General features: G+C 65.0%; 28 protein-coding genes. 18 read left to right on the top strand and 10 right to left on the bottom strand.

Features of this window, described 5'->3' with window-relative positions; translation table 11 throughout:
* Positions 1–41 precede the first annotated feature (41 nt).
* The 4 genes from QA639_RS38955 to QA639_RS38940 all read left to right on the top strand — a co-directional run bounded on the left by QA639_RS38955 (position 42) and on the right by QA639_RS38940 (position 5,970).
* A complete protein-coding gene (locus QA639_RS38955) occupies positions 42–449 on the top strand; it encodes a nuclear transport factor 2 family protein (protein WP_157347271.1) in 408 nt (135 codons plus the stop codon).
* A gap of 218 nt (positions 450–667) precedes the next feature.
* The gene (locus QA639_RS38950; RefSeq protein ID WP_283088718.1) at positions 668–2,455 is read left to right on the top strand and encodes an acyl-CoA dehydrogenase C-terminal domain-containing protein; all 1,788 of its coding nucleotides are present in this window, start codon (positions 668–670) and stop codon (positions 2,453–2,455) included.
* 73 nt (positions 2,456–2,528) lie between these two features.
* The gene (locus QA639_RS38945; RefSeq protein ID WP_028334614.1) at positions 2,529–3,737 is read left to right on the top strand and encodes an acetyl-CoA C-acetyltransferase; all 1,209 of its coding nucleotides are present in this window, start codon (positions 2,529–2,531) and stop codon (positions 3,735–3,737) included.
* 19 nt (positions 3,738–3,756) lie between these two features.
* Positions 3,757–5,970: a 3-hydroxyacyl-CoA dehydrogenase NAD-binding domain-containing protein gene (locus QA639_RS38940; RefSeq protein ID WP_283088717.1), complete on the top strand. Its 2,214-nt coding sequence runs from the start codon at positions 3,757–3,759 to the stop codon at positions 5,968–5,970.
* A 305-nt stretch (positions 5,971–6,275) separates the two neighbouring features.
* Here the strand turns inward: QA639_RS38940 and QA639_RS38935 are convergent, their stop codons facing one another.
* From QA639_RS38935 to gstA, 3 genes are all read right to left on the bottom strand, one after another.
* Entirely contained in the window at positions 6,276–6,662 is a 387-nt protein-coding gene (locus QA639_RS38935; protein ID WP_229191373.1) for a hypothetical protein, read from the bottom strand.
* Positions 6,663–6,744: 82 nt separating this feature from the next.
* Positions 6,745–6,900: a hypothetical protein gene (locus tag QA639_RS38930; RefSeq protein ID WP_157347265.1), complete on the bottom strand. Its 156-nt coding sequence runs from the start codon at positions 6,898–6,900 to the stop codon at positions 6,745–6,747.
* A 47-nt stretch (positions 6,901–6,947) separates the two neighbouring features.
* Positions 6,948–7,565 carry a glutathione transferase GstA gene (gstA, locus tag QA639_RS38925; RefSeq protein ID WP_028334618.1) on the bottom strand — a complete coding sequence of 206 codons (618 nt, stop codon included), beginning with the start codon at positions 7,563–7,565 and terminating at the stop codon, positions 6,948–6,950.
* A gap of 130 nt (positions 7,566–7,695) precedes the next feature.
* On the opposite strand from gstA, the gene QA639_RS38920 reads away from it, so the two are divergent.
* The 3 genes from QA639_RS38920 to QA639_RS38910 all read left to right on the top strand — a co-directional run bounded on the left by QA639_RS38920 (position 7,696) and on the right by QA639_RS38910 (position 10,382).
* Positions 7,696–8,220, top strand: coding sequence for a MarR family winged helix-turn-helix transcriptional regulator (locus QA639_RS38920; RefSeq protein WP_157347263.1), 525 nt, complete (start codon positions 7,696–7,698; stop codon positions 8,218–8,220).
* Positions 8,221–8,313: 93 nt separating this feature from the next.
* Complete coding sequence (locus tag QA639_RS38915) at positions 8,314–9,684, top strand: glutamate--cysteine ligase (protein WP_028334620.1); 1,371 nt, start codon at positions 8,314–8,316, stop codon at positions 9,682–9,684.
* Between the two features lie 179 nt (positions 9,685–9,863).
* On the top strand, positions 9,864–10,382 hold the full coding sequence (locus QA639_RS38910; protein WP_244978709.1) for a PAN domain-containing protein: 519 nt from the start codon (positions 9,864–9,866) through the stop codon (positions 10,380–10,382).
* 103 nt (positions 10,383–10,485) lie between these two features.
* On the opposite strand, the gene QA639_RS38905 is transcribed toward QA639_RS38910, so the two are convergent.
* The 5 genes from QA639_RS38905 to QA639_RS38885 form a co-directional block, all read right to left on the bottom strand.
* Complete coding sequence (locus QA639_RS38905; protein WP_028334622.1) at positions 10,486–11,052, bottom strand: nucleotidyltransferase family protein; 567 nt, start codon at positions 11,050–11,052, stop codon at positions 10,486–10,488.
* Positions 11,049–11,396, bottom strand: a complete 348-nt coding sequence (locus tag QA639_RS38900) for an MmcQ/YjbR family DNA-binding protein (RefSeq protein WP_050385948.1) — start codon at positions 11,394–11,396, stop codon at positions 11,049–11,051. Before QA639_RS38900 ends, QA639_RS38905 begins: the two co-directional genes overlap by 4 nt.
* Before the next feature lie 108 nt (positions 11,397–11,504).
* Entirely contained in the window at positions 11,505–12,275 is a 771-nt protein-coding gene (gene lepB, locus QA639_RS38895; protein WP_028334624.1) for a signal peptidase I, read from the bottom strand.
* Entirely contained in the window at positions 12,275–13,699 is a 1,425-nt protein-coding gene (tldD, locus tag QA639_RS38890; protein WP_028334625.1) for a metalloprotease TldD, read from the bottom strand. Before tldD ends, lepB begins: the two co-directional genes overlap by 1 nt.
* Positions 13,700–13,972: 273 nt before the next feature.
* Entirely contained in the window at positions 13,973–14,419 is a 447-nt protein-coding gene (locus tag QA639_RS38885) for a winged helix-turn-helix transcriptional regulator (protein ID WP_283088716.1), read from the bottom strand.
* Positions 14,420–14,562: 143 nt separating this feature from the next.
* Between QA639_RS38885 and QA639_RS38880 the strand changes: the two genes are divergently transcribed.
* Genes QA639_RS38880 through QA639_RS38870 form a run of 3 tightly spaced genes read left to right on the top strand, consistent with a single transcriptional unit; the run spans position 14,563 to position 16,104 of the window.
* Positions 14,563–14,955: a DoxX family protein gene (locus tag QA639_RS38880; protein ID WP_157347257.1), complete on the top strand. Its 393-nt coding sequence runs from the start codon at positions 14,563–14,565 to the stop codon at positions 14,953–14,955.
* A gap of 10 nt (positions 14,956–14,965) precedes the next feature.
* Positions 14,966–15,469: a DsrE family protein gene (locus QA639_RS38875; protein ID WP_157347255.1), complete on the top strand. Its 504-nt coding sequence runs from the start codon at positions 14,966–14,968 to the stop codon at positions 15,467–15,469.
* Between the two features lie 35 nt (positions 15,470–15,504).
* Positions 15,505–16,104 carry a TlpA family protein disulfide reductase gene (locus QA639_RS38870; protein ID WP_157347253.1) on the top strand — a complete coding sequence of 200 codons (600 nt, stop codon included), beginning with the start codon at positions 15,505–15,507 and terminating at the stop codon, positions 16,102–16,104.
* 118 nt (positions 16,105–16,222) lie between these two features.
* On the opposite strand, the gene QA639_RS38865 is transcribed toward QA639_RS38870, so the two are convergent.
* Positions 16,223–16,771 carry an invasion associated locus B family protein gene (locus QA639_RS38865; RefSeq protein ID WP_157347252.1) on the bottom strand — a complete coding sequence of 183 codons (549 nt, stop codon included), beginning with the start codon at positions 16,769–16,771 and terminating at the stop codon, positions 16,223–16,225.
* Positions 16,772–16,783: 12 nt separating this feature from the next.
* Entirely contained in the window at positions 16,784–17,122 is a 339-nt protein-coding gene (locus QA639_RS38860) for a hypothetical protein (protein WP_157347250.1), read from the bottom strand.
* A gap of 233 nt (positions 17,123–17,355) precedes the next feature.
* Here QA639_RS38860 and coxB point away from each other — a divergent pair, with 233 nt between their 5' ends.
* From coxB to QA639_RS38820, 8 genes are all read left to right on the top strand, one after another.
* Positions 17,356–18,195 (top strand): cytochrome c oxidase subunit II, encoded by an 840-nt coding sequence (gene coxB / locus QA639_RS38855; RefSeq protein WP_050385950.1) that lies wholly within the window; start codon positions 17,356–17,358, stop codon positions 18,193–18,195.
* Positions 18,196–18,276: 81 nt separating this feature from the next.
* On the top strand, positions 18,277–19,893 hold the full coding sequence (gene ctaD, locus QA639_RS38850; protein ID WP_028334630.1) for a cytochrome c oxidase subunit I: 1,617 nt from the start codon (positions 18,277–18,279) through the stop codon (positions 19,891–19,893).
* A 63-nt stretch (positions 19,894–19,956) separates the two neighbouring features.
* A complete protein-coding gene (locus QA639_RS38845; protein WP_028334631.1) occupies positions 19,957–20,895 on the top strand; it encodes a heme o synthase in 939 nt (312 codons plus the stop codon).
* Positions 20,896–20,932: 37 nt separating this feature from the next.
* Positions 20,933–21,097, top strand: a complete 165-nt coding sequence (locus QA639_RS38840; protein WP_028334632.1) for a hypothetical protein — start codon at positions 20,933–20,935, stop codon at positions 21,095–21,097.
* Positions 21,098–21,102: 5 nt separating this feature from the next.
* Entirely contained in the window at positions 21,103–21,732 is a 630-nt protein-coding gene (locus QA639_RS38835) for a cytochrome c oxidase assembly protein (RefSeq protein ID WP_028334633.1), read from the top strand.
* 55 nt (positions 21,733–21,787) lie between these two features.
* Entirely contained in the window at positions 21,788–22,684 is an 897-nt protein-coding gene (locus QA639_RS38830) for a cytochrome c oxidase subunit 3 (protein ID WP_028334634.1), read from the top strand.
* A 64-nt stretch (positions 22,685–22,748) separates the two neighbouring features.
* Positions 22,749–23,135 (top strand): DUF983 domain-containing protein, encoded by a 387-nt coding sequence (locus tag QA639_RS38825; RefSeq protein WP_026191934.1) that lies wholly within the window; start codon positions 22,749–22,751, stop codon positions 23,133–23,135.
* Positions 23,132–23,902: an SURF1 family protein gene (locus QA639_RS38820; protein WP_157347249.1), complete on the top strand. Its 771-nt coding sequence runs from the start codon at positions 23,132–23,134 to the stop codon at positions 23,900–23,902. Before QA639_RS38825 ends, QA639_RS38820 begins: the two co-directional genes overlap by 4 nt.
* The last annotated feature ends 22 nt before the right edge of the window (positions 23,903–23,924 follow it).

Raw genomic sequence — 23,924 nt, 5'->3', positions numbered from 1 at the left:
CGATGTTCAGGCTTCTTAACCCCGCCGCAGGAGACGTCCGAATGAGCAAGCCGGGCCTCGACAAGTGGTACGCCTACATGAAGTCCCACGACACCGCCGCTCTGTGGGACCTGCTGCATCCCGACGCGGTATTCGAAAGTCCGGTCGTGCACACGCCGCAGCGCGGCCGCGACATCACCTTCAAATATCTCACCAGCGCCGCCAAGGTGCTCGGCAGCCCGACCTTCAAGTATCTCGGCGAGTGGCGCAATGACAGCGGCGCGGTGCTCGAATTCGAGAACGAGATCGACGGCATCAAGCTCAACGGCGTCGACATCATCACATTCGATGGTGACGGCCGGATCACGCATTTCAAGGTGATGGTGCGTCCGCTCAAGGCGATCAACCTGCTGCATCGGATGATGGGCGAGGAGTTGATGAAGCAAAGCGGCGCAATGTCGCAATCGTAAAGCATGATCCGGAAAAGTGCGAAGCGGTTTTCCGAAAAGATCATGCTCAAACAAAGAGCTAAAGCGCGATCACGTTTCAACCCAGTCTCATCGCGCTTTGATCGCGATAGCATCTGCCGCGGACCTCCGGAACCGGATAAGGTCCGCTCCAACAAACCCAAGGACACGCTGCGCAGCGTCCGTCGCATATGCGGCCACGTGCCAGCCGGGAGACCAGCATGCCAACCTACAAAGCCCCCGTCGAAGACGTCAGCTTCCTGCTCAACGACGTTTTCCAGATCGACCGCTACGGCAATCTTCCCGGCTTCACCGACGCGTCGGCCGATGTGCGCGAGGCGATCCTCGGCGAGGCCGCCAAGCTCAGCGAAGAGGTGCTGCAGCCGCTCAATCGCACAGGCGATCTTGAAGGCTGCAAGCGCAATGACGACGGCAGCGTCACCACGCCGAAGGGCTTCAAGGATGCCTTCAAGCAGGTTGCAGAAGGCGGCTGGCTCGGCCTCTCGGCGCCGACGGAATTCGGCGGCCAGGGCCTGCCGGTAACGCTCTCGCAGGCGGTTAACGAATTCCAGATCTCCGCCAACATGGCCTTCTCGATGTATGGCGGGCTGACCATGGGCGCGACCGCGGCGCTGCTGGTGCACGGCACCCCCGAGCAGAAGCAGACCTATGTGCCGAAGATGGTCGCTGGCCAGTGGACCGGCACCATGAACCTGACCGAGCCGCATTGCGGCACCGATCTCGGCCTGCTCCGCACCAAGGCGGTGCGCCAGGCCGACGGCAGCTTCAAGATCACGGGCACCAAGATCTTCATCTCCGCCGGCGAGCACGACCTCACCGAGAACATCATCCATCTCGTGCTGGCGCGCATCGAAGGTGCGCCGGCCGGCATCAAGGGCGTCTCGCTGTTCGTGGTGCCGAAGGTGCTGGTCAATGCCGACGGCTCGCTCGGGCAGCGCAACGGCGTCAGCTGCGGCTCGATCGAGCACAAGATGGGCATCCACGGCAATTCCACCTGTGTGATGAACTACGACAACGCCACCGGCTGGCTGATCGGCGAAGAGAACAAGGGCATGCAGGGCATGTTCGTGATGATGAACGAGGCTCGCCTCGGCGTCGCCGTGCAGGGCCTCGCGCAGTCCGAGGTCGCCTATCAGAACGCGGTCGCCTATGCCCGCGAGCGCCTGCAGGGCCGCTCGCTGACCGGCGTGAAGGAACCCGAGAAGCCGGCCGATCCGATCATCGTGCATCCCGACGTGCGCCGCACGCTGCTCACCATCCGCGCCTTCAACGAGGCGGCGCGCGCCATGGTGGTATGGACCGCGCTGAAGAGCGACGTCGCGCACCGATCCAACGACGCTGGGGATCGCCAGGCCGCCGACGATCACATGGGCCTGATGACGCCGGTGCTGAAGGGCGTCCTGACCGACACCGGGTTCGCCAACACGGTCTCGGCGCAGCAGATGTTCGGCGGCCACGGCTATATCGCCGAGCACGGCATGGAGCAGTTCGTGCGCGATGCGCGCATCGCGATGATCTATGAGGGCGCCAATGGCATCCAGGCGCTCGACCTGGTCGGCCGCAAGCTGCCGCGCGACGGCGGCCGTGCCGCGATGGCGTTCTTCGGCGAGGTCGGTGCTTTCGCCAAGGAGCATGGCGCCGACGAGGCGATGAAGCCGTTCATCACCCCGCTCTCCACCGCGCTCGGCCATCTGCAGCAGGCCACCGGCTGGCTGATGCAGAACGCGCTGGCCAAGCCCGACAATGCCGGCGCCGCCGCGACCGACTACATGAAATTGTTCGGCCTCGTCGCGCTCGGCTACATGTGGGCGAAGATGGCCAAGGTGGCGCAGGACAAGGCCGCCGCCGGTACCACGCAGTACCTCAACACCAAGCTCGTGACCGGCCGCTTCTTCATGGAGAAGCTGCTGCCGGAGACTGCCGTGCATCTGGCCCGGATCCAGAGCGGCAGCGCCACCACGATGGAATTGGCCGCGGAAGCGTTCTGAAAAATTGCCGCCGCACCGCTGCGGCGGCGTGTCCTTCTGTATATATTATGATCCTCATATCAAGGAGGGCGTCATGCCTGAGGCATACATCTACGATCACGTTCGTACCCCGCGCGGCCGCGGCAAGGCCGACGGCGCGCTGCACGAGGTCACCGCGCTGGCGCTCGCCACGGTGCCGCTGAAGTCGCTCAAGGAGCGCAACAATCTTCCCGGGGATTCCGTCGACGACGTCGTGCTCGGCGTGGTCGATCCGGTCGGCGAGGCCGGCTCCGACATCGCCCGTTTCGCGGCGCTGAACGCCGGCCTCGGCGAGAAGGTGCCGGGCGTGCAGATCAGCCGCTTCTGCGCCTCCGGCCTCGATGCCGTGAACTTCGCCGCGGCCCAGATCATGAGCGGCCAGCATGAGCTCGTGATCGGCGGCGGCGCGGAATCGATGAGCCGCGTCGGCATCGGCGCCTCCGGCGGCGCCTGGCCGATGGATCCCTCGATGGCGGTGCCGGCCTACTTCATGCCGCAGGGGATTTCGGCCGATCTGATCGCGACCAAATACGGTTTCTCGCGCGATGACGTCGACGCCTACGCGGTGCAGAGCCAGCAGCGCGCGGCCAAGGCCTGGGACGAGGGCCGCTTCAATAAATCGGTGGTGCCGGTCAAGGACGTCAACGGCCTGACCATCCTTGCCAAGGACGAGCACATGCGCCCCACGACGACGATGCAGTCGCTGGCGCAGCTGCAGCCGTCCTTCGCGGCGATGGCGGCGATGGCCGGCTTCGACGCGGTGGCGATCCAGTCGCATCCCGAGGTCGAGAAGGTCAATTACGTGCATCACGCCGGCAATTCCTCCGGCATCGTCGACGGCGCCGGCGCCGTGCTGCTCGGCAGCAAGGAGGCGGGCGCCAAGTATGGCCTGAAGCCGCGGGCGAAAATCCGCGCCTTCGCCAATATCGGCTCGGAGCCGGCGATGATGCTGACCGGCCCGGTCGACGTCACCGAAAAGCTGTTCGAGCGCTCCGGCATGAAGAAGTCGGACATCGACCTGTTCGAGCTCAACGAGGCCTTCGCCTCGGTGGTGCTGCGCTACATCCAGGCGTTCGACATCGACAACGCCAAGATCAACGTCAATGGCGGCGCGATCGCGCTCGGCCATCCGTTAGGGGCGACCGGCGCGATGATCCTCGGCACCGTGCTCGACGAGCTCGAGCGCACCAACAAGGAGACGGCGCTGGTGACGCTATGCATCGGCGGCGGCATGGGCACCGCCACCATCATCGAGCGCGTCTGAGGCGAGAGGAGCGAGCAACATGGCTTACAAGAATTTCAAGTTCGACGTCGACGCCGACGGCATTGCGCTCGTCACCTGGGACATCCCAGATCGTTCGATGAACGTGTTCGACGAGATTTCGACCCAGGAGATCGGCGAGATCATCAAGCAGACGACCAGCGATCCCGCGATCAAGGGCGTCGTGATCACCTCGGCGAAGGAGGCGTTCTGCGCCGGCGCCGACCTCTCGATGCTCGAGGGCATGAACCGCTCTTACGCGCAGCTCTTCAAGGAGAAGGGCGAGGAAGCCGCGAACCAGATGCTATTCGAGCAGAGCCGCCAGATGTCGCAATCGTTCCGCGCGATCGAGACCTCGGACAAGCCGTGGGTCGCCGCGATCAACGGGCTTGCGCTCGGCGGTGGCTTCGAGATCACGCTGGCCTGCCACTACCGCGTCGCGGCCGAGAACCCGAAGACCCGGCTCGGCCTGCCCGAGATCAAGGTCGGCCTGTTCCCCGGCGCCGGCGGCACCCAGCGCGTGCCGCGTCTTGTGCAGCCGGCGGACGCGATGCAATTGCTGCTCAAGGGCGAGGCGGTCAATCTGACCCGCGCCAAGGCACTCAACCTGATTCACGCGGTGGTGCCGGCAGCCGATTTGATCAAGGCCGCGAAGGACTGGATCAAGGGCGGCGGCAAGGCGGTCGCGCCGTGGGACGAGAAGGGCTTCAAGCTGCCCGGCGGCCCCGTCTTCTCCAAGATGGGCATGCAGATGTTCCCGGCCGGCAACGCGATCTATCGCCGCGAGACCTACGACAATTATCCGGCCGCGCGCGCCATCATGAGCTGCGTCTATGAGGGCCTGCAGCTGCCGATCGACGCCGCGCTGCGGGTCGAGTCGCGCTACTTCACCAAGGTGCTGCGGTCGAAGGAAGCGGCGGCGATGATCCGCTCGCTGTTCCTGTCGATGCAGGAACTGAACAAGGGCGCCCGCCGCCCGGCGGGCGTGCCGCCGACCAAGGTGAAGAAGCTCGCCGTGATCGGCGCCGGCTTCATGGGCGCCAGCGTCGGCTATGTGTCGGCGCAAGCCGGTATCGACGTCGTGCTGGTCGATCGCGACCTGGAGAGCGCCGACAAGGGCAAGGGCCACGCCAAGACCGTGGTCGACGGCCTGATCGCCAAGGGACGGATGAAGCAGGACGCGGCCGATGCCATCCTGGCGCGGATCTCGGCCACATCAGACTACAACGTGATCTCGGACTGCGACCTCGTCATCGAGGCGGTGTTCGAGGATCGCAAGGTCAAGGCGGATACCTATGCCAAGGCGCAGCCGCTGCTGAAGCCGGGCGCGATCTTCGCCTCCAACACCTCGACGCTGCCGATCAACTCACTGGCCGAGGAGTTCAAGGACCAGGGCAAGTTCATCGGCATCCACTTCTTCTCGCCGGTCGAGAAGATGATGCTGGTCGAGATCATCCTGGGCAAGAACACCGGCGACGTCGCGTTGGCGACCGCACTCGACTATGTGCGCGCGATCGGCAAGACGCCCATCGTGGTGAACGACTCCCGTGGCTTCTTCGCCAACCGCTGCGTGATGCGCTACATCTCCGAGGGCAACGAGATGCTGCTCGAGGGCGTGCCGCCGGCGATGATCGAGAACACCGCCAAGATGGCCGGCATGCCGGTCGGGCCGCTGTCGCTGCAGGACGAGGTCGCGCTCGATCTCGGCCTGAAGATCACCAAGGCGACCGAGGCCGATCTCGGCCCCAACGCGATCGACCAGGCGCAGAAGAAGCTGATGGTCGAGATGGTCGAGAAGCAGGGCCGATTCGGGCGCAAGAACGGCAAGGGCTTCTACGACTATCCCGAGAAGGGCAAGGGCCAGAAGAGCCTGTGGCCGGGGCTCGCCAATCTGCAGCCGAAGCAGCTCGATCCCGACACGCTCAGCGTCGAGGAGTTGAAGCAGCGCTTCCTGGTGGTGCAGGCGGTGGAGGCCGCGCGCACCGTCGAGGATCGCGTCATCACCGACGTGCGCGAGGCCGATGTCGGCTCGATCCTCGGCTTCGGCTTCGCGCCGTTCACCGGCGGCGCGCTGTCCTACATCGACTTCATGGGCACCAAGAACTTCGTCGCGCTCTGCCACAGCTTCGAGAAGAAGTACGGCTCGCGCTTCACGCCACCGAAGCTGCTCGAGGAGATGGCCGCCAAGGGCGAAACCTTCTACGGCCGCTTCCCGCCGAAGAAGCAGGCGGCGTAAACTTCTGAGGCGAACTCGCGCAGGATCAAGCCGGTCATCGATCCGACTTGATCCTGTTGTGCGACGGTCATGCGCGTCAAAGTCCCGCCACGCTCGTTCCCCACTGGCACCACGCTGCTGGCATCACTCTTGCTCGTCGATCGCCGGGGCGACGATCAGCGTGAGGGTGTCGTGCGATGAGTTCTGCGTTCAAGGAAGGTGCCGCGGAGATCGCGGCGAAGGATTCCTTGTCTTCCCTGCGGTCGTCGCGGTGGCGGAAGCCGCTGCGTCTTCGGGGCAAGGGCCCTTCATGGGCCGGCCTCGCGCTACTCGTTCTGACCGCGGATATTGTGCTCGCCGCGACGGTCTGGCAGGCCGTCAATTTCTTCCGCCATTGAGCCGTCAGTCTCCGGCGAGAGCAAGGCGCCGGCGAGATAAGCGAACTGGTTGAAGGCGAGACAGGCGACGACGATCGGAGCGCCGGTGGCAAAGGAAAAGCCGTCGGATTGGAGCACGATCGCCGCGAGCACCGCGACCAGCGGCGACTCCAGCATCAATGTCCAAACCCGAAAGTACAAACTGGTTGCCAGCCCAACCAGGGTGCTGGTCAATAAAAGGGTAAAGGCGATCGTCACATTTTTAGACCAGTTGGAGCGGAGGGCGCGCCGCAGGTCATAGTCGGTTAGTTGGATCGCTCGAACAAGGACGGCCACGCCCTCAGCCGAAAGTAGTCTTAATCGGTAGAATGCCGATTAAATTGATTTTGTTCCAGCACGTCCTGAAGGTTTGCACCGTTCATTTCTCCATGAAGGCGCGGTGGACCTGGTCGGCCGGCGGCTTCATCAGACAGGAGAGCACCGCCCGCTCGGTGGTCGGGACAAACACCTCGACCGGCATGCCCGGCAGCAGATGGGTCGTGGCCAGCTTCTTCCTGTCGAAAATTGTCGGCAAGGGGCCGGCCGCGTGGTGCCACGAGGCCGGCCTTGTTCGGTGCGAGCTCAGGCCGCCTTGAGCAGGCCTTCCTTCTTCAGCGCCTCCTGCACCTTCGGGCGCGCCGCGACGCGGGCCTTGTAGGCCGTCACGTTCGGCAGGCCGGAGAGATCGAAGCCGAGCCGGTCCTGCGCCCACATGATCATGGTGAAGAGGTAGCCGTCGGCGACCGTGAACTGGTTGCCCATCAAATAGTCGCGTCCGGTGAGCTGGCTCTCGACATATTTGAACTTGCCCATGGCGCGGTCCTTGAAGAAGGCCTTGGCGTCGTCGGCGAGCACGGGCGAGAACATCGGACCGAGATTCTTGTGCAGCTCGGTCGTGGTGTAGTTCAGCCATTCGAGCAGCTTGTAGCGCTCGTTGGAGTCCCTCGCCGGCGCCAGCTTCTTGTCGGCGGCCTTGTCGGCGATCATCTGGATGATGATCGGCCCCTCGGTGACCATCTCGCCGGTATCCAGCGCCAGCGCGGGCACCTGGCCCTTGGGGTTCACCTGGAGGAAATCGTCGCCGTTTTCGAGCTTCTTGGCGCGGAGATCGACCTTGACCAGGTCGTAGGGCAGCCCGGCCTCGAGCAGGGCGATATGGGGGGAGAGGGAGCAGGCACCGGGGGTGTAATAAAGCTTCATAGGGGTATTCCTTCCCTTGTTCTTGGCGTCCGGAGAGGGATTGCCTACATGCGCCTGCATGAAATAGTCAAGATTGATGCAGATGCATTCAGTGCGGTACAGTCGGTGCCGGGACCCTATGAGCTAGACCATGAAACGCAAGCTATCGAGCGAGGCGACGGCCGCCTGGATCCGCCTGATGCGGGTGCCGAGCCGGGTGCTGGACTGCGTCGAGCAGGATCTGAAGAAGGCCGGTTTTCCGCCGCTCGCCTGGTATGACGCCTTGCTCGAGCTGTCCCGCGCGCCGTCGGGCGAGCTGCGCCCGGTCGAGCTCGAGCGCCAGATGCTGATCCCGCAATATTCGACCTCGCGGCTGATCGACAAGCTGGTCGACGAGGGGCTCGCCGCCCGCCGCGAATGCAAGATCGACAAGCGCGGCCAGTTCGTCGAGATCACCGAGGCTGGACGCGAGCTGCAGAAGCGGATGTGGAACGCCTATTCCGCCGCGATCGACAAGCATGTCGGCTCCAAATTATCCGACGCCGACGCAACCAGGCTGTGCGGTCTGCTCGACCGGCTCGGCTGCGCCTGCGGCGACGCCAAAGGCGACGGCAAGAACGAGACCAAGGCTGATAGCAAGACTGCGCCCGCGCGAGACGGCGTGCCTGCCCGATGATATTGCTGATTCCATCATCCGCAGCCGTTGTGGCTCGCGGATGTCCCTGCCACCGCGCGCCTTCGATCGAAGCGCCCTTGAGTTGGATTATCTATGGCGCGTGACCAGATCGACATGACGCCGCTGCAGTCGCGCGACGAACTCGTGGCGTGGCTTGAAGCCGGCGTGAAGCCTGAGTCCGAATTCCGGATCGGCACCGAGCACGAGAAGACTCCGTTCACGCTCGAGGGCCATCAGCCCGTGCCCTATGAAGGCGCCAAGGGCATCGGCGCGCTGCTCGAGGGCATGAAGCTCTTGCTCGGCTGGGAGCCGATCATGGAGCGCGGCAACATCATCGGCCTTTATGACGTCACCGGCGGCGGCGCGATTTCGCTCGAGCCGGGCGGTCAGTTCGAACTGTCGGGCGCGCCGGTCGAAACCGTGCATCAGACCCAGTCGGAATTGATGGCGCATCTGGCGCAGGTGCGGGAGATCGCAACCCCGCTCGGGATCGGCTTCCTCGGCCTCGGCATGACGCCGTCCTGGTCGCGCGCGCAGATCCCCGTGATGCCCAAGGGGCGTTACAAGATCATGCGAAACTACATGCCGAAGGTCGGCAAATACGGCCTCGACATGATGTTCCGGACTTGCACGGTGCAGACCAATCTCGACTTCTCCTCCGAAGTCGACATGGTGAAGAAGCTGCGGGTGTCGCTGGCGCTGCAGCCGATCGCGACCGCATTGTTCGCCAACTCGCCGTTCACCGAAGGCAAGCCCAACGGCTTCCTGTCGTTCCGTTCCGAGATCTGGCGCGACACCGACAATGCGCGCAGCGGCATGGTGCCGTTCGCGTTCGAGGACGGCATGGGCTTCGAGCGCTATGTCGATTACGCGCTCGACGTTCCGATGTATTTCGTCAAGCGCGGCGAGGAATATATCGACGTCTCCGGCTCCTCGTTCCGGGATTTCTTCGCCGGCAAGAATGCCGCCTTCCCGGGCGAGCGCCCGACCTTGTCGGACTGGGCCAATCACCTCTCGACGATCTTCCCCGAGGTGCGGTTGAAGCGTTACCTCGAAATGCGCGGCGCCGACGGCGTGCCGTGGGGCCGGCTGCCGGCGCTGCCGGCGTTCTGGGTCGGGCTGCTCTACGACAATGACAGCCTCGATGCCGCTTGGGACATCGTCCGCCACTGGACCGCGCCGGAACGGCAGGCGCTGCGCGATGACGTGCCGCGTTTCGGCTTCAAGTCGCGGATCAAGGACCGCTATCTGTTCGAGATCGCCAAGGAGTGCCTGATCCTGTCGCATGCCGGATTGCGGCGGCGCGGCCGGATCGATCATTTCGGACGCGACGAGAGCCGCTTCCTCGAACCGCTCGAGCGCATCATCGAAGCCGGCCGCTCGCCGGCGGAGGAGATGCTGGAGAAGTTCAACGGCCCCTGGAAGGGCTCGGTGGAACCGGCCTATCAGGAATACGCCTTCTAGTCCCCGCCTAGCCCCAATCCGGGCGTGAGGCGCGCGCGAACGGCGGTGGTGTCGCACCCGCCGTTCATCCGCCGTACAGGTTCATGGCGTTCAAATGACGCCCCGCGAAATGCGCGGGGCTGCGCGAATTTGAAAGCAATCTCATGGAGATAGGCCGCCTCTTTAGGGCGTGTGTGGTGATGTTTGCGGTCCTCGCGGCCGCTGTCGTCACGCGCCCGGCATTGGCGCAGACCAATTTCGACCGTCCCGGCGGCGACTATCTCAATGCGCCGGTGGCGACGGGCGATCCGGCCGATTGCGCGCTGACCTGCGAGCGTGACCGACGTTGCCGCGCCTGGAGCTTCAACTATCCGACCGATACCAACAACAGCGCGGTGTGCTGGCTGAAGAGCACCGTGCCGGCACGGGTGCAGAACGTCTGCTGCGTCTCGGGGGTGCGCGGCGCGGGTGTGGTCGAACCGCGCAACGGCGCCATCGAAACCTCGATCGACCGGCTCGGCGGCGACTACAAGAATTTCGAACTGAAGAGCAGCGACGGCGACGAGGCCTGCCAGGCCGCCTGCACCGCCGACAACAAGTGCCGCGCCTGGACTTACGCCCGGCCCGGCTATGCCGGCCGCGACGCGCATTGCTTCCTGAAGAAAGAGATCAAGCCGCCACGCCGCAAGGCGGGATTCACGTCGGGCGTGGTGCGGTGAATCCGTAGCCCGGATGGAGCGCAGCGTAATCCGGGACCGCGCTCACCGCGGATGGGCCTGCCCCGGATTTCGCTGCGCTGCATCCGGGCTACGCGACGACAGGCTACTCCGCCGCCAGCACCGTGATCTCCGGCCACAGCGCCTTCCAGCGCGCCGCCTTCGTCGCATAGTTCGCCGGCGAAAAATTGGGGGTTCGGTTCGGCCGCACGATCATGCCGGCGACATCGTCGAAACCGTTCGGCGCATAGACGTCGTAGCTGCGCGTGGCGCGGCGGATGCCGATCTGCGTGTTTTCGGTGAGGAAGCGATCGATGCCGTCGGTCGAACGCGACAGCGCCGGGTAGGGCAGGCCGTGCTTGTCGGGATACCAGAGATGGACGCGGGCCTGGTTGCGCACCTCGATCGCGACACCGAGATGGCCAAGCCGTGCCTTGAGTTCGCGAATCACCGCGTCCTCGGCCTCCCACGAGATATCCGGATCGAAATAGAAGATGTCGTGGTCGCTGATGCCATGATCGGGCGGCCGGCCGGTCAGCGCGTTCCACACGGTCTGCACCAGGCAGCCGGCGACCAACCACGCATCGGGCAGACCGAGGCGGTACAACTCGTCGGTGATGGCTTGATTGGCCGGGTTGCGCAGCGCCGCGGTGAGGAATTCGTCCTGGGTCACGACGAGGCGGTCGCGTCGTAGCCCCGGACCGCCTTCTTCGACGCCAGCGTGCGCCAGTGCCGGCGCAGCAACGGCTCGACGGTGGCGCGGTTGGCCTTCGACAGGCGGATCAGGACCATCGGGTAGTCGCGGTAATGATCGGTGAAGTAGAACACCTTGGGCTGATGCTCGACCAGCATGTCGCGCTCATCCGGCGGGACGCCCGGCATCACCAGGCTGTCGCCGTCCTCCTTGAGCCGCACCAGCATCTTGTTGCGTACCTTCAGCGCCGGCGTGCCGTAGGAAGAGCCGTCCTCGACGTCCGGCCACGCCAGCGCGATGTGCCTGATGTCGTCGAAGGTCACGGCGATCATCCCACAAGGAATGTAGCCCGGATGGAGCGAAGCGAAATCCGGGACATCTTGCCGAGTGGGAGATCCCGGATTGCGCTGCGCTCCATCCGGGCTACGCGTCTACTGCACCGAGGTGAAGAAGCGGGCGAGTCGGAAGCCTGAGAGCCAGGTCCAGACCGGCTGGCTGCGGATGCCGAGGTCCCAGGAGCCGACCACGGCGTCGGCGCGGCCGATCAGATTGTCGATCGGCAACAGGCCGACACCGCCGTCGCGCACCGGTACGCGGCTGTCGGCGGAATTGTCCCGGTTGTCGCCGAGCACGAACAGTTTGCCCGGCGGCACCGTCACCTCTTGGGTATTGTCGAGCCGGCCGTTGTCGCGGATCTTGAAGATCGCGTGGTTGACGCCGTTCGGCAGCGTCTCGATATAGCGATACGCCTCCTCGCCGCCGCCGCGATCGTCTTCGGCGAAGCCGGTGCCGTCGGGCTTCAGCGTCGCCGGATGATCGTTGATGAAGAGCTGACCCTGCCGCATCTGGATGCGATCGCCCGGCAGCCCGACCACGCGCTTGACCCAGGCCTGCGAGCGGTCGCCCGGCCAGCGGAACACGACGACGTCGCCGCGCTTCGGCGTCTCGCCGAACACGCGGCCGGTTTCCGGCAGCGTGATCTGGATCGGCAGCGAGGCCGCGCCGTAGCCATAGGGATATTTCGAGGCGACCAGTGCGTCGCCGATCAGCAGCGTCGGCTCCATCGATCCCGACGGCACGTAGAACGGCTCGGCGATCGCGCCCTTGGCGAGGAACACGACGGCCACGATCGCGGCCAGTTGCACGGCCTGCCCGCGCCAGCTGGTCGGCTTGGCCGTCACGACTTCGTTTCCGCTGCTCACTAGCCCGTTCCTCCGACCGTAATCCGTTCCATCCTGAGCGTCGGTTGGCCGACGCCGACCGGCACGCCCTGGCCGTTCTTGCCGCAAGTGCCGATTCCCGTATCCAGCGCAAGATCGTTGCCGATCATGGTGATCCTGTGGAGATCGGTCGGTCCGTTGCCGATCAGCATGGCGCCCTTCAGCGGCGCGCCGAGCTTGCCGTTCTCGATCTTGTAGGCCTCGGTGCACTGGAACACGTACTTGCCCGAGGTGATGTCGACCTGGCCGCCGCCGAAATTGGCGGCGTACATGCCGTTCTTCACCGAGGCGATGATCTCGGCCGGGTCGCGGTCGCCCGACAGCATGTAGGTGTTGGTCATGCGCGGCATCGGCACATGGGCATAGCTCTGCCGCCGACCGTTGCCGGTCGGCTTCATGCCCATCAGCCGGGCGTTCTGGCGGTCCTGCATGTAGCCGACCAGAATGCCGTCCTCGATCAGCACGGTGCGGTTGGTCGGCGTGCCCTCGTCGTCGATCGAGAGCGAGCCACGGCGCGAGGCCATGGTGCCGTCGTCGACCACGGTGACGCCCTTGGCCGCGACCTGCTGGCCCATCAGGCCGGCGAAGGCCGAGGTCTGCTTGCGGTTGAAATCGCCCTCGAGCCCATGGCCGACGGCCTCATGCAACATCACGCCGGGCCAGCCGGCGCCGAGCACGACGTCCATCTCGCCGGCAGGCGCTGGCACCGATTCGAGATTGACCAGCGCCTCGCGCAGCGCGCCGTCGGCTGCGTCGCGCCAGGCCTTGGTCTCGATGAAACGCGCATAGCCTTCGCGGCCGCCATAGCCCTTGCTGCCGCTCTCTTGGCGGTCGCCCTGGCCGGCGACCACGGAGATGTTGACGCGCACCAGCGGGCGGATGTCGCGATAGCTCTCGCCGTCGGGCCGCAGGATCTCGACCACCTGCCAGGTCGCGGTGAGGCTGGCCGAGACCTGCCGCACCCGCGGGTCCTTGTCCCTGACATAGGCGTCGATTTCGCCGAGCAGTTTTACTTTTGCCTCGAACGCCGGGCCATCCAGCGGGTTCTCGTCGCCATAGAGCTTGATGTTGGTGTGGGCCGGCGCCGCGGCGAAAGTGCCGGCATAGCCGCCGCGCACGGCCGCGACCGCATCGGCGGCGCGGATCAGCGCCGGGATCGAGACGTCGGAGGAATGCGCATAGCCGACCGCGTCGTCCTTGACCGCGCGCAGGCCGAAGCCCTGCGAGGTGTCATAGGTCGCCTGCTTCAGCCTTCCGTTGTCGAACACCAGCGCCTCGGTCTGCCCGAACTCCAGGAACAGCTCGCCGTCGTCGGCGCCTTCAAGGCCGCGGGACACCTCGCGGCGGACGGCATCGCGGTCCAGATTGGCGCGGTCGAGCAGGGAGGTCGTGGCGGGATTGGTCATGGTCACTCCGACGCAATGCGATTGCTTGGCGATTCCTCGTCATCCTTGCCTGAAGCGCAACTGATTGCCAGTGGGGAACCCGGAAGCCAGGGATTTCGGGGGATTGAAGCAGAGACGAGCGGAAAACTCATCTTACAACCCGGAAACCTGTACCGGTCCCGGTTCAGGCCCGGACGGCGATCATCAAAGATAGTGGTTGGGGTGGCAAACCGGGAGTGCTTGCGGCTATGCGGTCGATCACAGTGCCCCGTCGGGCTCCTCACCTTGTCGTCATCACCTTGAGCGCCGATCCGCCTTCAGCGGCTGGCTTTCGCGCTCGGCTGCATCGCCCGATTGCGGCTTCGGCTGCGCGGTGTCCTGCGCCGAGGTCGGAAAGCCATGCTCCTGCGCCCAGCGGTACAGCTCGTCGAACACCGGCTTGAGCGCCTTGGCCGACGGCGTCATCTCGTACTCAACCCGTGGCGGCACCTCGGGATAGACCGTGCGCTTGACGAGGCCGTTGGCCTCGAGATCGCGCAGCTGTGTGGTCAGCATGTGCTGGGTCACGCCGGGGATCGACTGGCGCAGCTCGCCGAACCGGCGCTTGCGCTCGACCAGTTGCCAGAGGATGTCGCCCTTCCATTTCCCGGCCAGCACCGACAGCGCGCGATGAAATTGCGCCGACAGGTCGCCGTTGCACGGCTCGGACGCCGCCGGAGGCTCGACAGGCTCAATAGTCATCTTTTTCATACTACCTCACAAAAAGCATCCTACTTGTTCTTTTCATCTTACTCCCGAATTTAGTGCACCGAAAGCCGCGGGCCGGCCGCCGATCGGTCGGGTGGCCGCGCGGACCGGCCTTACGAACAACTCGGGAGTCATCAATGTCAGTTGCAATTGCCGCGGCGCCGTCGCGCTGGAAATCCGTCAGCCTCTGGGTCGTCAGGGGACTGCTCGCCTTGGCCTTTGCCGCCGCGGGCGCCGCCAAGCTTTACGGCGTGCCGATGCTGGTCGAGGAATTCGAACATATCGGGCTCGGTCAATGGTTCCGCTACTTCACCGGATCGCTGGAGCTGCTCGGCGCGGTCCTGATCCTGCTGCCCCCGGTCGCAGCGTTCGGCGGCGTGCTGCTCAGCTGCATCATGGTCGGCGCCACCATCAGCCATCTGTTCGTGATCGGCGGCTCGCCGGTGCCCGCCCTCGTGCTGCTGACATTGAGCGCGATCGTCGCCTACGCCAAGCGCAGCCAGTTCGCCCTGCTCGCGAGCGCGCCGTGAGGTGAGCGCGATGCGCGTCTCTCGCCACAAGCTGACGGTCGTGACCGGGCTGGTGCTGGCCTTCGCGGTGCCGTTCGCCGCGACAATGCTGCTCACCAGTTCGGTAGCGGCGGTCTCCAAACCCGAGCCGAAGAAGCCGGAGCCGCGCGTGCACCACCTTGTGTTGCCGATCAACAGCGACGATCCGGCCACGATGCGGGCGCTGATCTCGACCGCGCTCAACCTCCCGAAATATTATCGGGAGCGCAACGAGCCGTTCGAGATCGAGGTCGTCGCCTACAATACCGGCGTCCACATGCTGCGCGCCGACACCTCGCCGGTGAAGGACCTGCTGCGGGTGGTGCGGGGGCTCACGCCGGACATCCGCTTCGTGGTCTGCGAAGCCACCAAGCTCGGCATGGAGCGCGCCGAGGGTCATCCGCTGGTCCTGCTCGATCATGTCGACCTGGTGCCGAACGGACCCGGGCGCATCATCGAATTGCAGGAAGCCGGCTGGTCCTACATCCGGTCCTGAGCGAGGTGACGATCAAGCCGAGCGGAGAACTTGTCATGACGTCAGCTCACGCACCCTCACGCCGCGCCGTCGTTGCCGCCATGATTGGCGCCGGCGCCTCGCTCGCAATGCCCACCGGAGCTGTGCGCGCAGCGTCGGGACCGCCACAATTCGGCACCATCCGGCATCAGTTCACGCAGGTCGAAGGCGCCCGCCCGGTGCCGCCGGTCGCGATCCCGGCGCTCGCCGGCGGCGCGCTCGATCTCACGGCGTTCAAAGGCAGGATGGTGTTGGTGAACTTCTGGGCCACCTGGTGCGCGGCGTGCCGGACCGAGCTGCCGATGCTGGACCGCCTCGCCGCCAGCGGCCGCAGCGATCTCGTGGTCGTCGCTGTCAGCACCGATCGCAACCGCGCGTCGGTCGCGCCCTACGTCAAGCAGCTCAAGCTGCGCCATCTCGCGATCGGCTTCGATCCGGGCGGCCTCGTCTCGCGCGTCGACGCCGCCGAGGTCGACACGCCGTTCGCGCTCTACGGCATGCCGATCTCGTTTTTGATCGGCATCACCGGACAAGTCGAAGGCTACATGACGGGGGAGGCGGACTGGCTGTCCGCGGAGGCGAGCGGGCTGTTCGATTATTATGCGGGCGTCCGCTGAGATGGCGTAGCCCGGATGAAACGCAGCGAAATCCGGGACTGGTTCATCCGCGATGAGAGCGGCCCCGAATTGCGCTGCGCTCCATCCGGGCTACGCTTTCCTGTGCCGCTCGGCGCCCCTAGGGCAATTTGTCATACCCCTCCGCCAGGCCATTCAGGCTGAGCGGAAAGCCGATCCCTTCCTCGGGCGTCTCGAAGATGATGAAGGTCGCGGTCTTGGCGTTCTTGAGCTGGCCGAGCAGCTTGTCGTCCATCACGACCTCGGCGACGCAGCCATTGGGCAGGCAGCGGACGAAACCGGCGCGGCCGACGTCCTGATTGTCGAGTTTCAAGCCGAGGCCGGAGGGCAGCAGCACGCCGAGCGGGGCGACCACGCGCATCAGGCGGCTCTTCTGGTCGGCGGTCTTCAGCACGATCACGGTCAGGCCGGCATTGGAGCGGTCCTCCGCTACCACGCTCTGGATCAGCGCGCATTGCTCGGCCTGGGCGCCCGGCGGAGTGTCGCAGCGGATCTGCCAGTCGCCATGGACCGAGCGCACCGCGCCTTGCGCGTTCGCCGGCTGGGTCAGGACGAGAGAAAGGCCAAGAGAAAGGCCGAGGCAGAGGGCCAGAATCGCGTGGCCGCCGAGCCAGCTGGCCATCGTCAAACGAATGTTCGAAGCGCCCATCCGGGTCGATCCTTATAGATGTTCGGTCGGTCCGGCCGTCCGGCCGCCGGTAGCACGCGCGCCATGATGCGCTTCCCGGAAGCGAATCATGATCTCATCTTCTTGTTTGAGCATGATCTTTCGGAAGACCGGTCTCCAGTTTTCCGGATCATGCTCAGGCGTCGACTGATACCGCAATGACGGCGCCTTGAAGGCGATCTTGGAGCCATTCTCGCGCCGGATTGGGGCAGCCCGCAGCGAATCAGGTTCCTGTGCGCTGCCCTGTCTGTGGGTACATCCGGTAATCCCCCTGTCAACTGTATGCGGCTTCGTTTCGGCGACTTTCGCTTGATTTTGCGGGAAAAATCGCAAGCGGCAGCTTCATCGCAGGCGCATGGCTTTCGGCCCCACTACTGCATTGCGAGCGCCGGAGAATTATGGTTTGAGAGGCTGGATTTCGACGCGTTCTAGCGATCTGGCTCCCGTACCCACCTTGACTCAGAGACGGGTATGTCCGGAAGGCCGTTTGTCAGGGCGGATCGTGCTGCATTTTCGGCCACATGCCGGGGGTGCTTTGGGGAATAATGCAAGGGAGCGCGAGCGGCATGAAGATGTCGATTGGCCGGTTGGGCAGGCAATTGCTGGGGTTGGCGGTGGCGGGTGTGGCGTCTGTCGCCGCGGGATCGGCCTTCGCCGAAATGGGGCAGCCGGCGCCGTGGGAGCACACGCTGCAGGAAGGCGTGACCCCGGTGATGGAAAACATCATCTGGTTTCACAATTTCCTGCTGGTGCTGATCACCCTGATCACGCTGTTCGTGCTCGCGTTGCTCATCATCGTGGTGGTGAAGTTCAACGCCAAGGCCAATCCGGTCCCCTCCCGGACCACCCACAACACGCTGATCGAGGTGGCCTGGACGCTGATCCCGGTGTTGATCCTGGTCGGCATCGCGGTGCCGTCGTTCCGCCTGCTGTTCCTGGAACTCGACGTGCCGAAGCCGGACCTCACGGTGAAGGTCACCGGCAAGCAGTGGTACTGGTCCTACGCCTACCCGGATAACGGCAAGTTCGAGTTCGATTCGCTGCTCGACAAGGACAAGCAGCCGCGTCTGCTCGGCGTCGACAACGAGATGGTGGTCCCGGTCAACAAGGTGGTGCGGATCCAGACCACCGGCGCCGACGTGATCCATTCCTTCGCGGTGCCGGCCTTCGGCGTGAAGATCGACTCGATCCCCGGCCGCCTCAACGAGAGCTGGTTCAAGGCCACCAAGACCGGCGTGTTCTACGGCCAGTGCTCGGAACTGTGCGGCAAGGACCATGCCTTCATGCCGATCGCGGTCAGGGTCGTCAGCGACCAGGAGTTCGCGACCTGGGTTGAAGGCGCGAAGAAGAAGTTTGCGACCAACCCGGCGAATTCCTACGCATCGGCTGGTCAGGCGGCGCAGTAAGCCTCACGGCTTACGGCGCGGATGGAATAAGGGCGACGGGACCGCAAGGTCCGAGAGGGACTGCAAGGCAGGATTTTGAACATGGCGACAGGCGCAGCGACACACGACGATCACGCCCATGACGATCACGCCCACCATCCGACCGGATGGCGGCGTTATCTCTACTCCACGAACCACAAGGACATCGGTACGATGTACCTGATCTTTGCGGTGATCGCGGGCATCATCGGCGCGGCGATGTCGATCGCGATCCGTGCCGAGTTGATGTATCCGGGCGTCCAGATATTCCACGAGACGCACACCTATAACGTGTTCGTGACCTCGCACGGCCTGATCATGATCTTCTTCATGGTCATGCCGGCGATGATCGGCGGGTTCGGCAACTGGATGGTGCCGCTGATGATCGGCGCGCCGGACATGGCGTTCCCGCGCATGAACAACATCTCGTTCTGGCTGCTGCCGGCCTCGTTCGCGCTGCTGCTGATGTCCACCTTCGTCGAGGGTGAGCCCGGCGCCAACGGCGTTGGCGCGGGCTGGACCATGTACGCGCCGCTGTCGACCTCGGGCCATCCGGGACCGGCGGTCGATTTCGCGATTCTCTCGCTCCATCTCGCGGGTGCCTCGTCGATCCTCGGCGCCATCAACTTCATCACCACGATCTTCAACATGCGGGCGCCGGGCATGACCCTGCACAAGATGCCGCTGTTCGTGTGGTCGATCCTGGTCACCGTGTTCCTGCTGCTGCTGTCGCTGCCGGTGCTCGCCGGTGCGATCACCATGCTGCTGACCGACCGCAATTTCGGCACCACCTTCTTTGCGGCTGACGGCGGCGGCGACCCGGTGCTGTTCCAGCATCTGTTCTGGTTCTTCGGCCACCCCGAAGTGTACATCCTGATCCTGCCCGCCTTCGGCATGATCAGCCAGATCGTCTCCACCTTCTCGCGCAAGCCCGTGTTCGGCTATCTCGGCATGGCCTACGCCATGGTCGCGATCGGCGGCATCGGCTTCGTGGTGTGGGCGCACCATATGTACACCGTCGGCATGTCCTCGGCGACGCAGGCCTATTTCGTCGCCGCCACGATGGTGATCGCGGTGCCGACCGGCGTGAAGATCTTCTCGTGGATCGCCACGATGTGGGGCGGCTCGATCGAGTTCAAGGCGCCGATGATCTGGGCGATCGGCTTCATCTTCCTGTTCACCGTCGGCGGCGTCACCGGCGTCGTGCTGGCCAATGCCGGCGTCGACCGCGTGCTGCAGGACACCTACTACGTGGTGGCGCACTTCCACTACGTGCTGTCGCTCGGCGCCGTGTTCGGCATCTTCGCCGGCTGGTACTACTGGTTCCCGAAGATGTTCGGCTACATGTACTCGGAGAAGATCGCCAAGGCGCACTTCTGGTTCACCTTCGTCGGCGTCAACCTGGTGTTCTTCCCGCAGCACTTCCTCGGCCTGTCGGGCATGCCGCGCCGTTATGTCGACTATCCGGATGCGTTCGCCGGCTGGAACCTGATCTCCTCCTGGGGCTCGTACATCTCCGGCATCGGCGTCCTGATCTTCATCTACGGCGTGATCGATGCCTTCGTCCGCAAGGAGCAGGCCGCGAACAATCCGTGGGGCGCCGGTGCGACCACGCTGGAGTGGACGCTGACCTCGCCGCCGCCGTTCCACCAGTTCGAAGTGCTGCCCCGCGTGCAGTAAGTCCACGACAACGCGGCGCACTTAAGGGTGCGCCGCGCCTTTTGAGAGAAGCGAGACCTGATCTTGTCGGTTGTCGATCACAACGCCATCGAGTTGCCCCGGATCTCCGAGGCCGAAGTGGGCGACTACATCGCGCTGTTGAAGCCGCGCGTGATGTCGCTGGTGATCTTCACCGCGCTGGTCGGGCTGATGATCGCGCCGGTGCATGTGCATCCGGTGCTGGCGTTCACCTCGATCCTGTGCATCGCGGTCGGTGCAGGCGCTTCCGGCGCGCTCAACATGGCCTATGAGGGCGACGTCGACGCGCTGATGACGCGCACCGCCAACCGGCCGATCCCGCGCGGCCGCATCACGCAGACCGAGGCGGCCGCGTTCGGCATCACGCTCGCCTTCTTCTCGGTGATGACGCTCGGCATCCTGGTCAACTGGGTGGCGGGCGCGCTGCTTGCCTTCACCATCTTCTTCTATGCCGTGGTCTACACGATGTGGCTGAAGCGCTGGACCGCGCAGAACATCGTGATCGGCGGCGCCGCCGGTGCCTTGCCGCCGGTGGTGGCGTGGGCCGCCGCGACCGGATCGCTCTCGGTCGAGCCGATCCTCCTGTTCCTGATCATCTTCTTCTGGACCCCGCCGCATTTCTGGGCGCTGGCGCTGTTCCGCAGCGACGACTATGCCCGCGCCGGCATTCCGATGCTGCCGGTCGTCGCCGGTCCCGACGCTACCCGGCTGCAGATCCTGCTCTACACCATCGTGCTGGTCGCGATCGCGCTGGCGCCGTGGCCGCTCGGCTATTTCGACGCGATCTACGGCGTCACCTCGCTGGTGCTCGGCGCCGGCATGCTGTGGCTTGCCATCGAGGTCTATCGCCGCCGCGAGGGTACGGCGGCCAACCGCGCCACGCGCCGGCTGTTCGCCTTCTCGATCCTCTATCTGTTCGCGCTGTTTGCCGTCCTTCTCGCCGAGGTCGTGGTCCGCGCGATTGCGCCTGTCTTCATCGGATAGGGAGCCGGGGGGCAAGATGGGGGCGCATGGGATATCAATGGACGAGAAACGCGAACCAGAAGGAATCGTCCTCACCGAGGCGCAGCTCAAGAGCCGCCGCCAGCGCTCGATCGCCATCGCGCTCGCGCTCGGCATCCTGGTCGTGCTGTTCTTCGCCGTCACCCTCGTCAAGGGGCCAGCCGTGCTGGTGCGGCCGCTGTGAGTGAGATGGCGAACCAGGGACCGCAGCAGGGTGAGGGCGCCAAGGTCACGCGCCGCACGCTGACGCGCGACGCCGTGGTTGCCTCGATCTGCGGCTTCGTCGTGGTGCTGATGGTCGGCGCGTCCTACGCGGCCGTGCCGTTCTATAACTGGTTCTGCCGCACCACCGGCTTCAACGGCACCACCCAGGTCGCGACCTCGGTGCCTTCGGATGCGCCGCTCGCGCGCACCATTGCGGTCAGCTTCGATTCCAACGTCGCGCCGGGCCTGCCTTGGAAGTTCGAGCCGGAGCAGAACACGATCGACGTCAAGATCGGCCAGGTGGTCACGGTCTACTACACCGTGACCAACCAGTCGGCGCGCACCACGACCGGCCAGGCGTCCTACAATGTCGCGCCGCTGACGGTCGGCGCCTATTTCCAGAAGATCAACTGCTTCTGCTTCACCGAACAGACCATGGCGCCGGGCGAAAAGCGCGAGATGGCCGTGGTGTTCTATGTCGATCCGGCGCTGGCCAAGGACAGCGAGAACGACACGCTGAAGACGATCACCCTGTCCTACACCTTCTTCCCCGTGCGCGACGCCGCGCCGAAGCCCGTGGCGGCGGGCGAGGCGGAGCAGCGCAAGGGCGGCTAGTTTTGGAATTTAAGATTTAAGACGTGCCTTGCGGCACGCGAATGGAGAGACGGCAATGGCTGAGGCGCAAGTCAAGCATCACGACTATCATCTCGTCGACCCGAGCCCGTGGCCGGTGGTCGGCTCGATCTCGGCCTTCATCATGGCGTTTGGCGCGATCGGCTGGATGCATCACATGTTCTCCGCCGCCCCGATCGTGTTCGGCGTCGGCACCATCGGCGTGCTCTACACGATGGCGAGCTGGTGGGGCGACGTGATCAGGGAAGCTCAGTACAAGGGCGACCACACCCGCGTGGTGCAGATCAGCCACCGCTACGGCATGATTCTGTTCATCGCCTCCGAGGTGATGTTCTTCGTCGCCTGGTTCTGGGCCTTCTTCAATGCGGCGCTGTTCCCGGCCGACGCGGTGCACGCCACGCGCGATGCGGTGTTCGGCTGCGGCGCCGGCACGGCGATGGGCGCCTGCTCGGTGCCGGGCACCTGGCCGCCGCACGGCATCGAGACCTTCGATCCCTGGCATCTGCCACTGCTCAACACGCTGCTGCTCCTGACCTCGGGTACCACGGTCACCTGGGCGCACCATGCGCTGCTCGAGAACGACCGCCAGGGCCTCAAGCAGGGCCTGATCCTCACCGTGATCCTCGGCGCTCTCTTCACCTGCGTGCAGGCCTATGAGTACGCCCATGCGACGTTCTCGTTCGGCGGCAACGTCTATGGCGCGACCTTCTTCATGGCGACCGGGTTCCACGGCTTCCACGTGCTGGTCGGCACCATCTTCCTGCTGGTTTGCCTGATCCGCGCCTATGCCGGCCACTTCACGCCGAAGCAGCACCTCGGCTTCGAGTTTGCCGCCTGGTACTGGCACTTCGTCGACGTGGTCTGGCTGTTCCTGTTCATCTGCATCTACGTCTGGGGCCACGGCGCCGAGACGATGGCCCACGGCGCACACTAATTGCCGGCCGACGTGCTAAGAGGGGGCGGCCGAATGGCCGCCCCTTTGTTTTTGAAGAGAACCGATGACCGATACCCCGCCGACCGTCACTGAGAGCGCACTGCGCGGCATCGCCTGCCGCTGCCCGCGCTGCGGCAAGGGCAAGCTCTATTCCGGCTTCCTGACGCTGGCGCCGCGCTGCCAGGCCTGCGGCCTCGACTTCGCCTTCATCGATTCCGGCGACGGGCCGGCGATCTTCGTCATCATGCTGGCCGGCGCCATCGTGGTCGCGGCGGCGCTGATCGTCGAGGTGAAGTACCAGCCGCCGTTCTGGGTGCATGCCGCGCTGTGGCTGCCGTTGATCCTGGTCACAACGATCCTGCCGCTACGATCGATGAAGGCACTTCTGATCGCGCTGCAATTCCACCACAAGGCCGCCGAAGGCCAATTGATCGAGCGCGACCCGAAATGAATGATACGACGACGCGCCGGCCGAGCGCGGCCGGCTTCGGCATTTTCACGTTGATCCTGATCGCGGTGTTTATCGCCCTTGGCTTCTGGCAATTGCAGCGCCGGGTCGAAAAGCACGCGCTGATCGCGGCGCTCGATGCGCGGCTGGCCGCGCCGACCGAGGCGCTGCCGCCGCCGTCGGCATGGCCGACGCTGACCTCCGCCAAGGATGAATTCCGCCGCGTCACCCTGACCGCGACCTATGCGAAGCAGCCCGACGCGATGGTGTTCAGCTCCGGCTCCGCGGTGCGCGACGACATTTCGGGCCCCGGCACCTGGGCGTTGCTGCCGGCGAAGCTCGCCAGCGGCGAGACCGTCGTGATCAACACCGGCTTTGTCCAGAACACGATGCAGGATCGCGCCTTCGAGGATCGCGTCGTCGGCCGCCTCGTCACCGGCGCGCCGGTTGAGCTGACGGGCTATATCCGCTTTCCCGAGCCACCGGGCCGGCTGACGCCGAAGGAAGATATCTCGAAGCGGCTGTGGTTCGTGCGCGATCATCGCGCGATGGCGCAAGCGCTCGGCTGGGGCCAGGTCGCACCGTTCTATATCGACCTCGAGGCCCCGGTGCCCGACAGCGGCACGCCGAAGCCCGGACCGCTCAAGGTGCGGCTCAAGGACGACCACATGCAGTATGCCATCACCTGGTTCTCGCTGGCTGCCGCGGTCACGATCGCCTTCGGCCTGTGGTGGCGCGGCCACCGGCGGCGCGCCTCTGGTCGAACCTAGCCTCATCATGGTTTGATTGACC

This window comes from Bradyrhizobium pachyrhizi, assembly GCF_029714545.1.
GTDB classification, from domain to species: Bacteria; Pseudomonadota; Alphaproteobacteria; order Rhizobiales; family Xanthobacteraceae; genus Bradyrhizobium; species Bradyrhizobium pachyrhizi.
Note: the sequence above shows the minus strand (reverse complement) of the source record. Positions and strands in the feature narration are given on the sequence as shown.

Bases quoted from the DNA above. Each gene is read 5' to 3' on its own strand.
- QA639_RS38955 (WP_157347271.1), top strand. From the start codon at position 42: ATGAGCAAGCCGGGCCTCGACAAGTGGTACGCCTACATGAAGTCCCAC.
- QA639_RS38950 (WP_283088718.1), top strand. From the start codon at position 668: ATGCCAACCTACAAAGCCCCCGTCGAAGACGTCAGCTTCCTGCTCAAC.
- QA639_RS38945 (WP_028334614.1), top strand. From the start codon at position 2,529: ATGCCTGAGGCATACATCTACGATCACGTTCGTACCCCGCGCGGCCGC.
- QA639_RS38940 (WP_283088717.1), top strand. From the start codon at position 3,757: ATGGCTTACAAGAATTTCAAGTTCGACGTCGACGCCGACGGCATTGCG.
- gstA (WP_028334618.1), bottom strand. From the start codon at position 7,565: ATGAAGCTTTATTACACCCCCGGTGCCTGCTCCCTCTCCCCCCATATC.
- QA639_RS38920 (WP_157347263.1), top strand. From the start codon at position 7,696: ATGAAACGCAAGCTATCGAGCGAGGCGACGGCCGCCTGGATCCGCCTG.
- QA639_RS38915 (WP_028334620.1), top strand. From the start codon at position 8,314: ATGGCGCGTGACCAGATCGACATGACGCCGCTGCAGTCGCGCGACGAA.
- QA639_RS38910 (WP_244978709.1), top strand. From the start codon at position 9,864: ATGTTTGCGGTCCTCGCGGCCGCTGTCGTCACGCGCCCGGCATTGGCG.
- tldD (WP_028334625.1), bottom strand. From the start codon at position 13,699: ATGACCAATCCCGCCACGACCTCCCTGCTCGACCGCGCCAATCTGGAC.
- QA639_RS38885 (WP_283088716.1), bottom strand. From the start codon at position 14,419: ATGACTATTGAGCCTGTCGAGCCTCCGGCGGCGTCCGAGCCGTGCAAC.
- QA639_RS38880 (WP_157347257.1), top strand. From the start codon at position 14,563: ATGTCAGTTGCAATTGCCGCGGCGCCGTCGCGCTGGAAATCCGTCAGC.
- QA639_RS38875 (WP_157347255.1), top strand. From the start codon at position 14,966: ATGCGCGTCTCTCGCCACAAGCTGACGGTCGTGACCGGGCTGGTGCTG.
- QA639_RS38870 (WP_157347253.1), top strand. From the start codon at position 15,505: ATGACGTCAGCTCACGCACCCTCACGCCGCGCCGTCGTTGCCGCCATG.
- QA639_RS38865 (WP_157347252.1), bottom strand. From the start codon at position 16,771: ATGGGCGCTTCGAACATTCGTTTGACGATGGCCAGCTGGCTCGGCGGC.
- coxB (WP_050385950.1), top strand. From the start codon at position 17,356: ATGAAGATGTCGATTGGCCGGTTGGGCAGGCAATTGCTGGGGTTGGCG.
- ctaD (WP_028334630.1), top strand. From the start codon at position 18,277: ATGGCGACAGGCGCAGCGACACACGACGATCACGCCCATGACGATCAC.
- QA639_RS38840 (WP_028334632.1), top strand. From the start codon at position 20,933: ATGGACGAGAAACGCGAACCAGAAGGAATCGTCCTCACCGAGGCGCAG.
- QA639_RS38835 (WP_028334633.1), top strand. From the start codon at position 21,103: ATGGCGAACCAGGGACCGCAGCAGGGTGAGGGCGCCAAGGTCACGCGC.
- QA639_RS38830 (WP_028334634.1), top strand. From the start codon at position 21,788: ATGGCTGAGGCGCAAGTCAAGCATCACGACTATCATCTCGTCGACCCG.
- QA639_RS38825 (WP_026191934.1), top strand. From the start codon at position 22,749: ATGACCGATACCCCGCCGACCGTCACTGAGAGCGCACTGCGCGGCATC.
- QA639_RS38820 (WP_157347249.1), top strand. From the start codon at position 23,132: ATGAATGATACGACGACGCGCCGGCCGAGCGCGGCCGGCTTCGGCATT.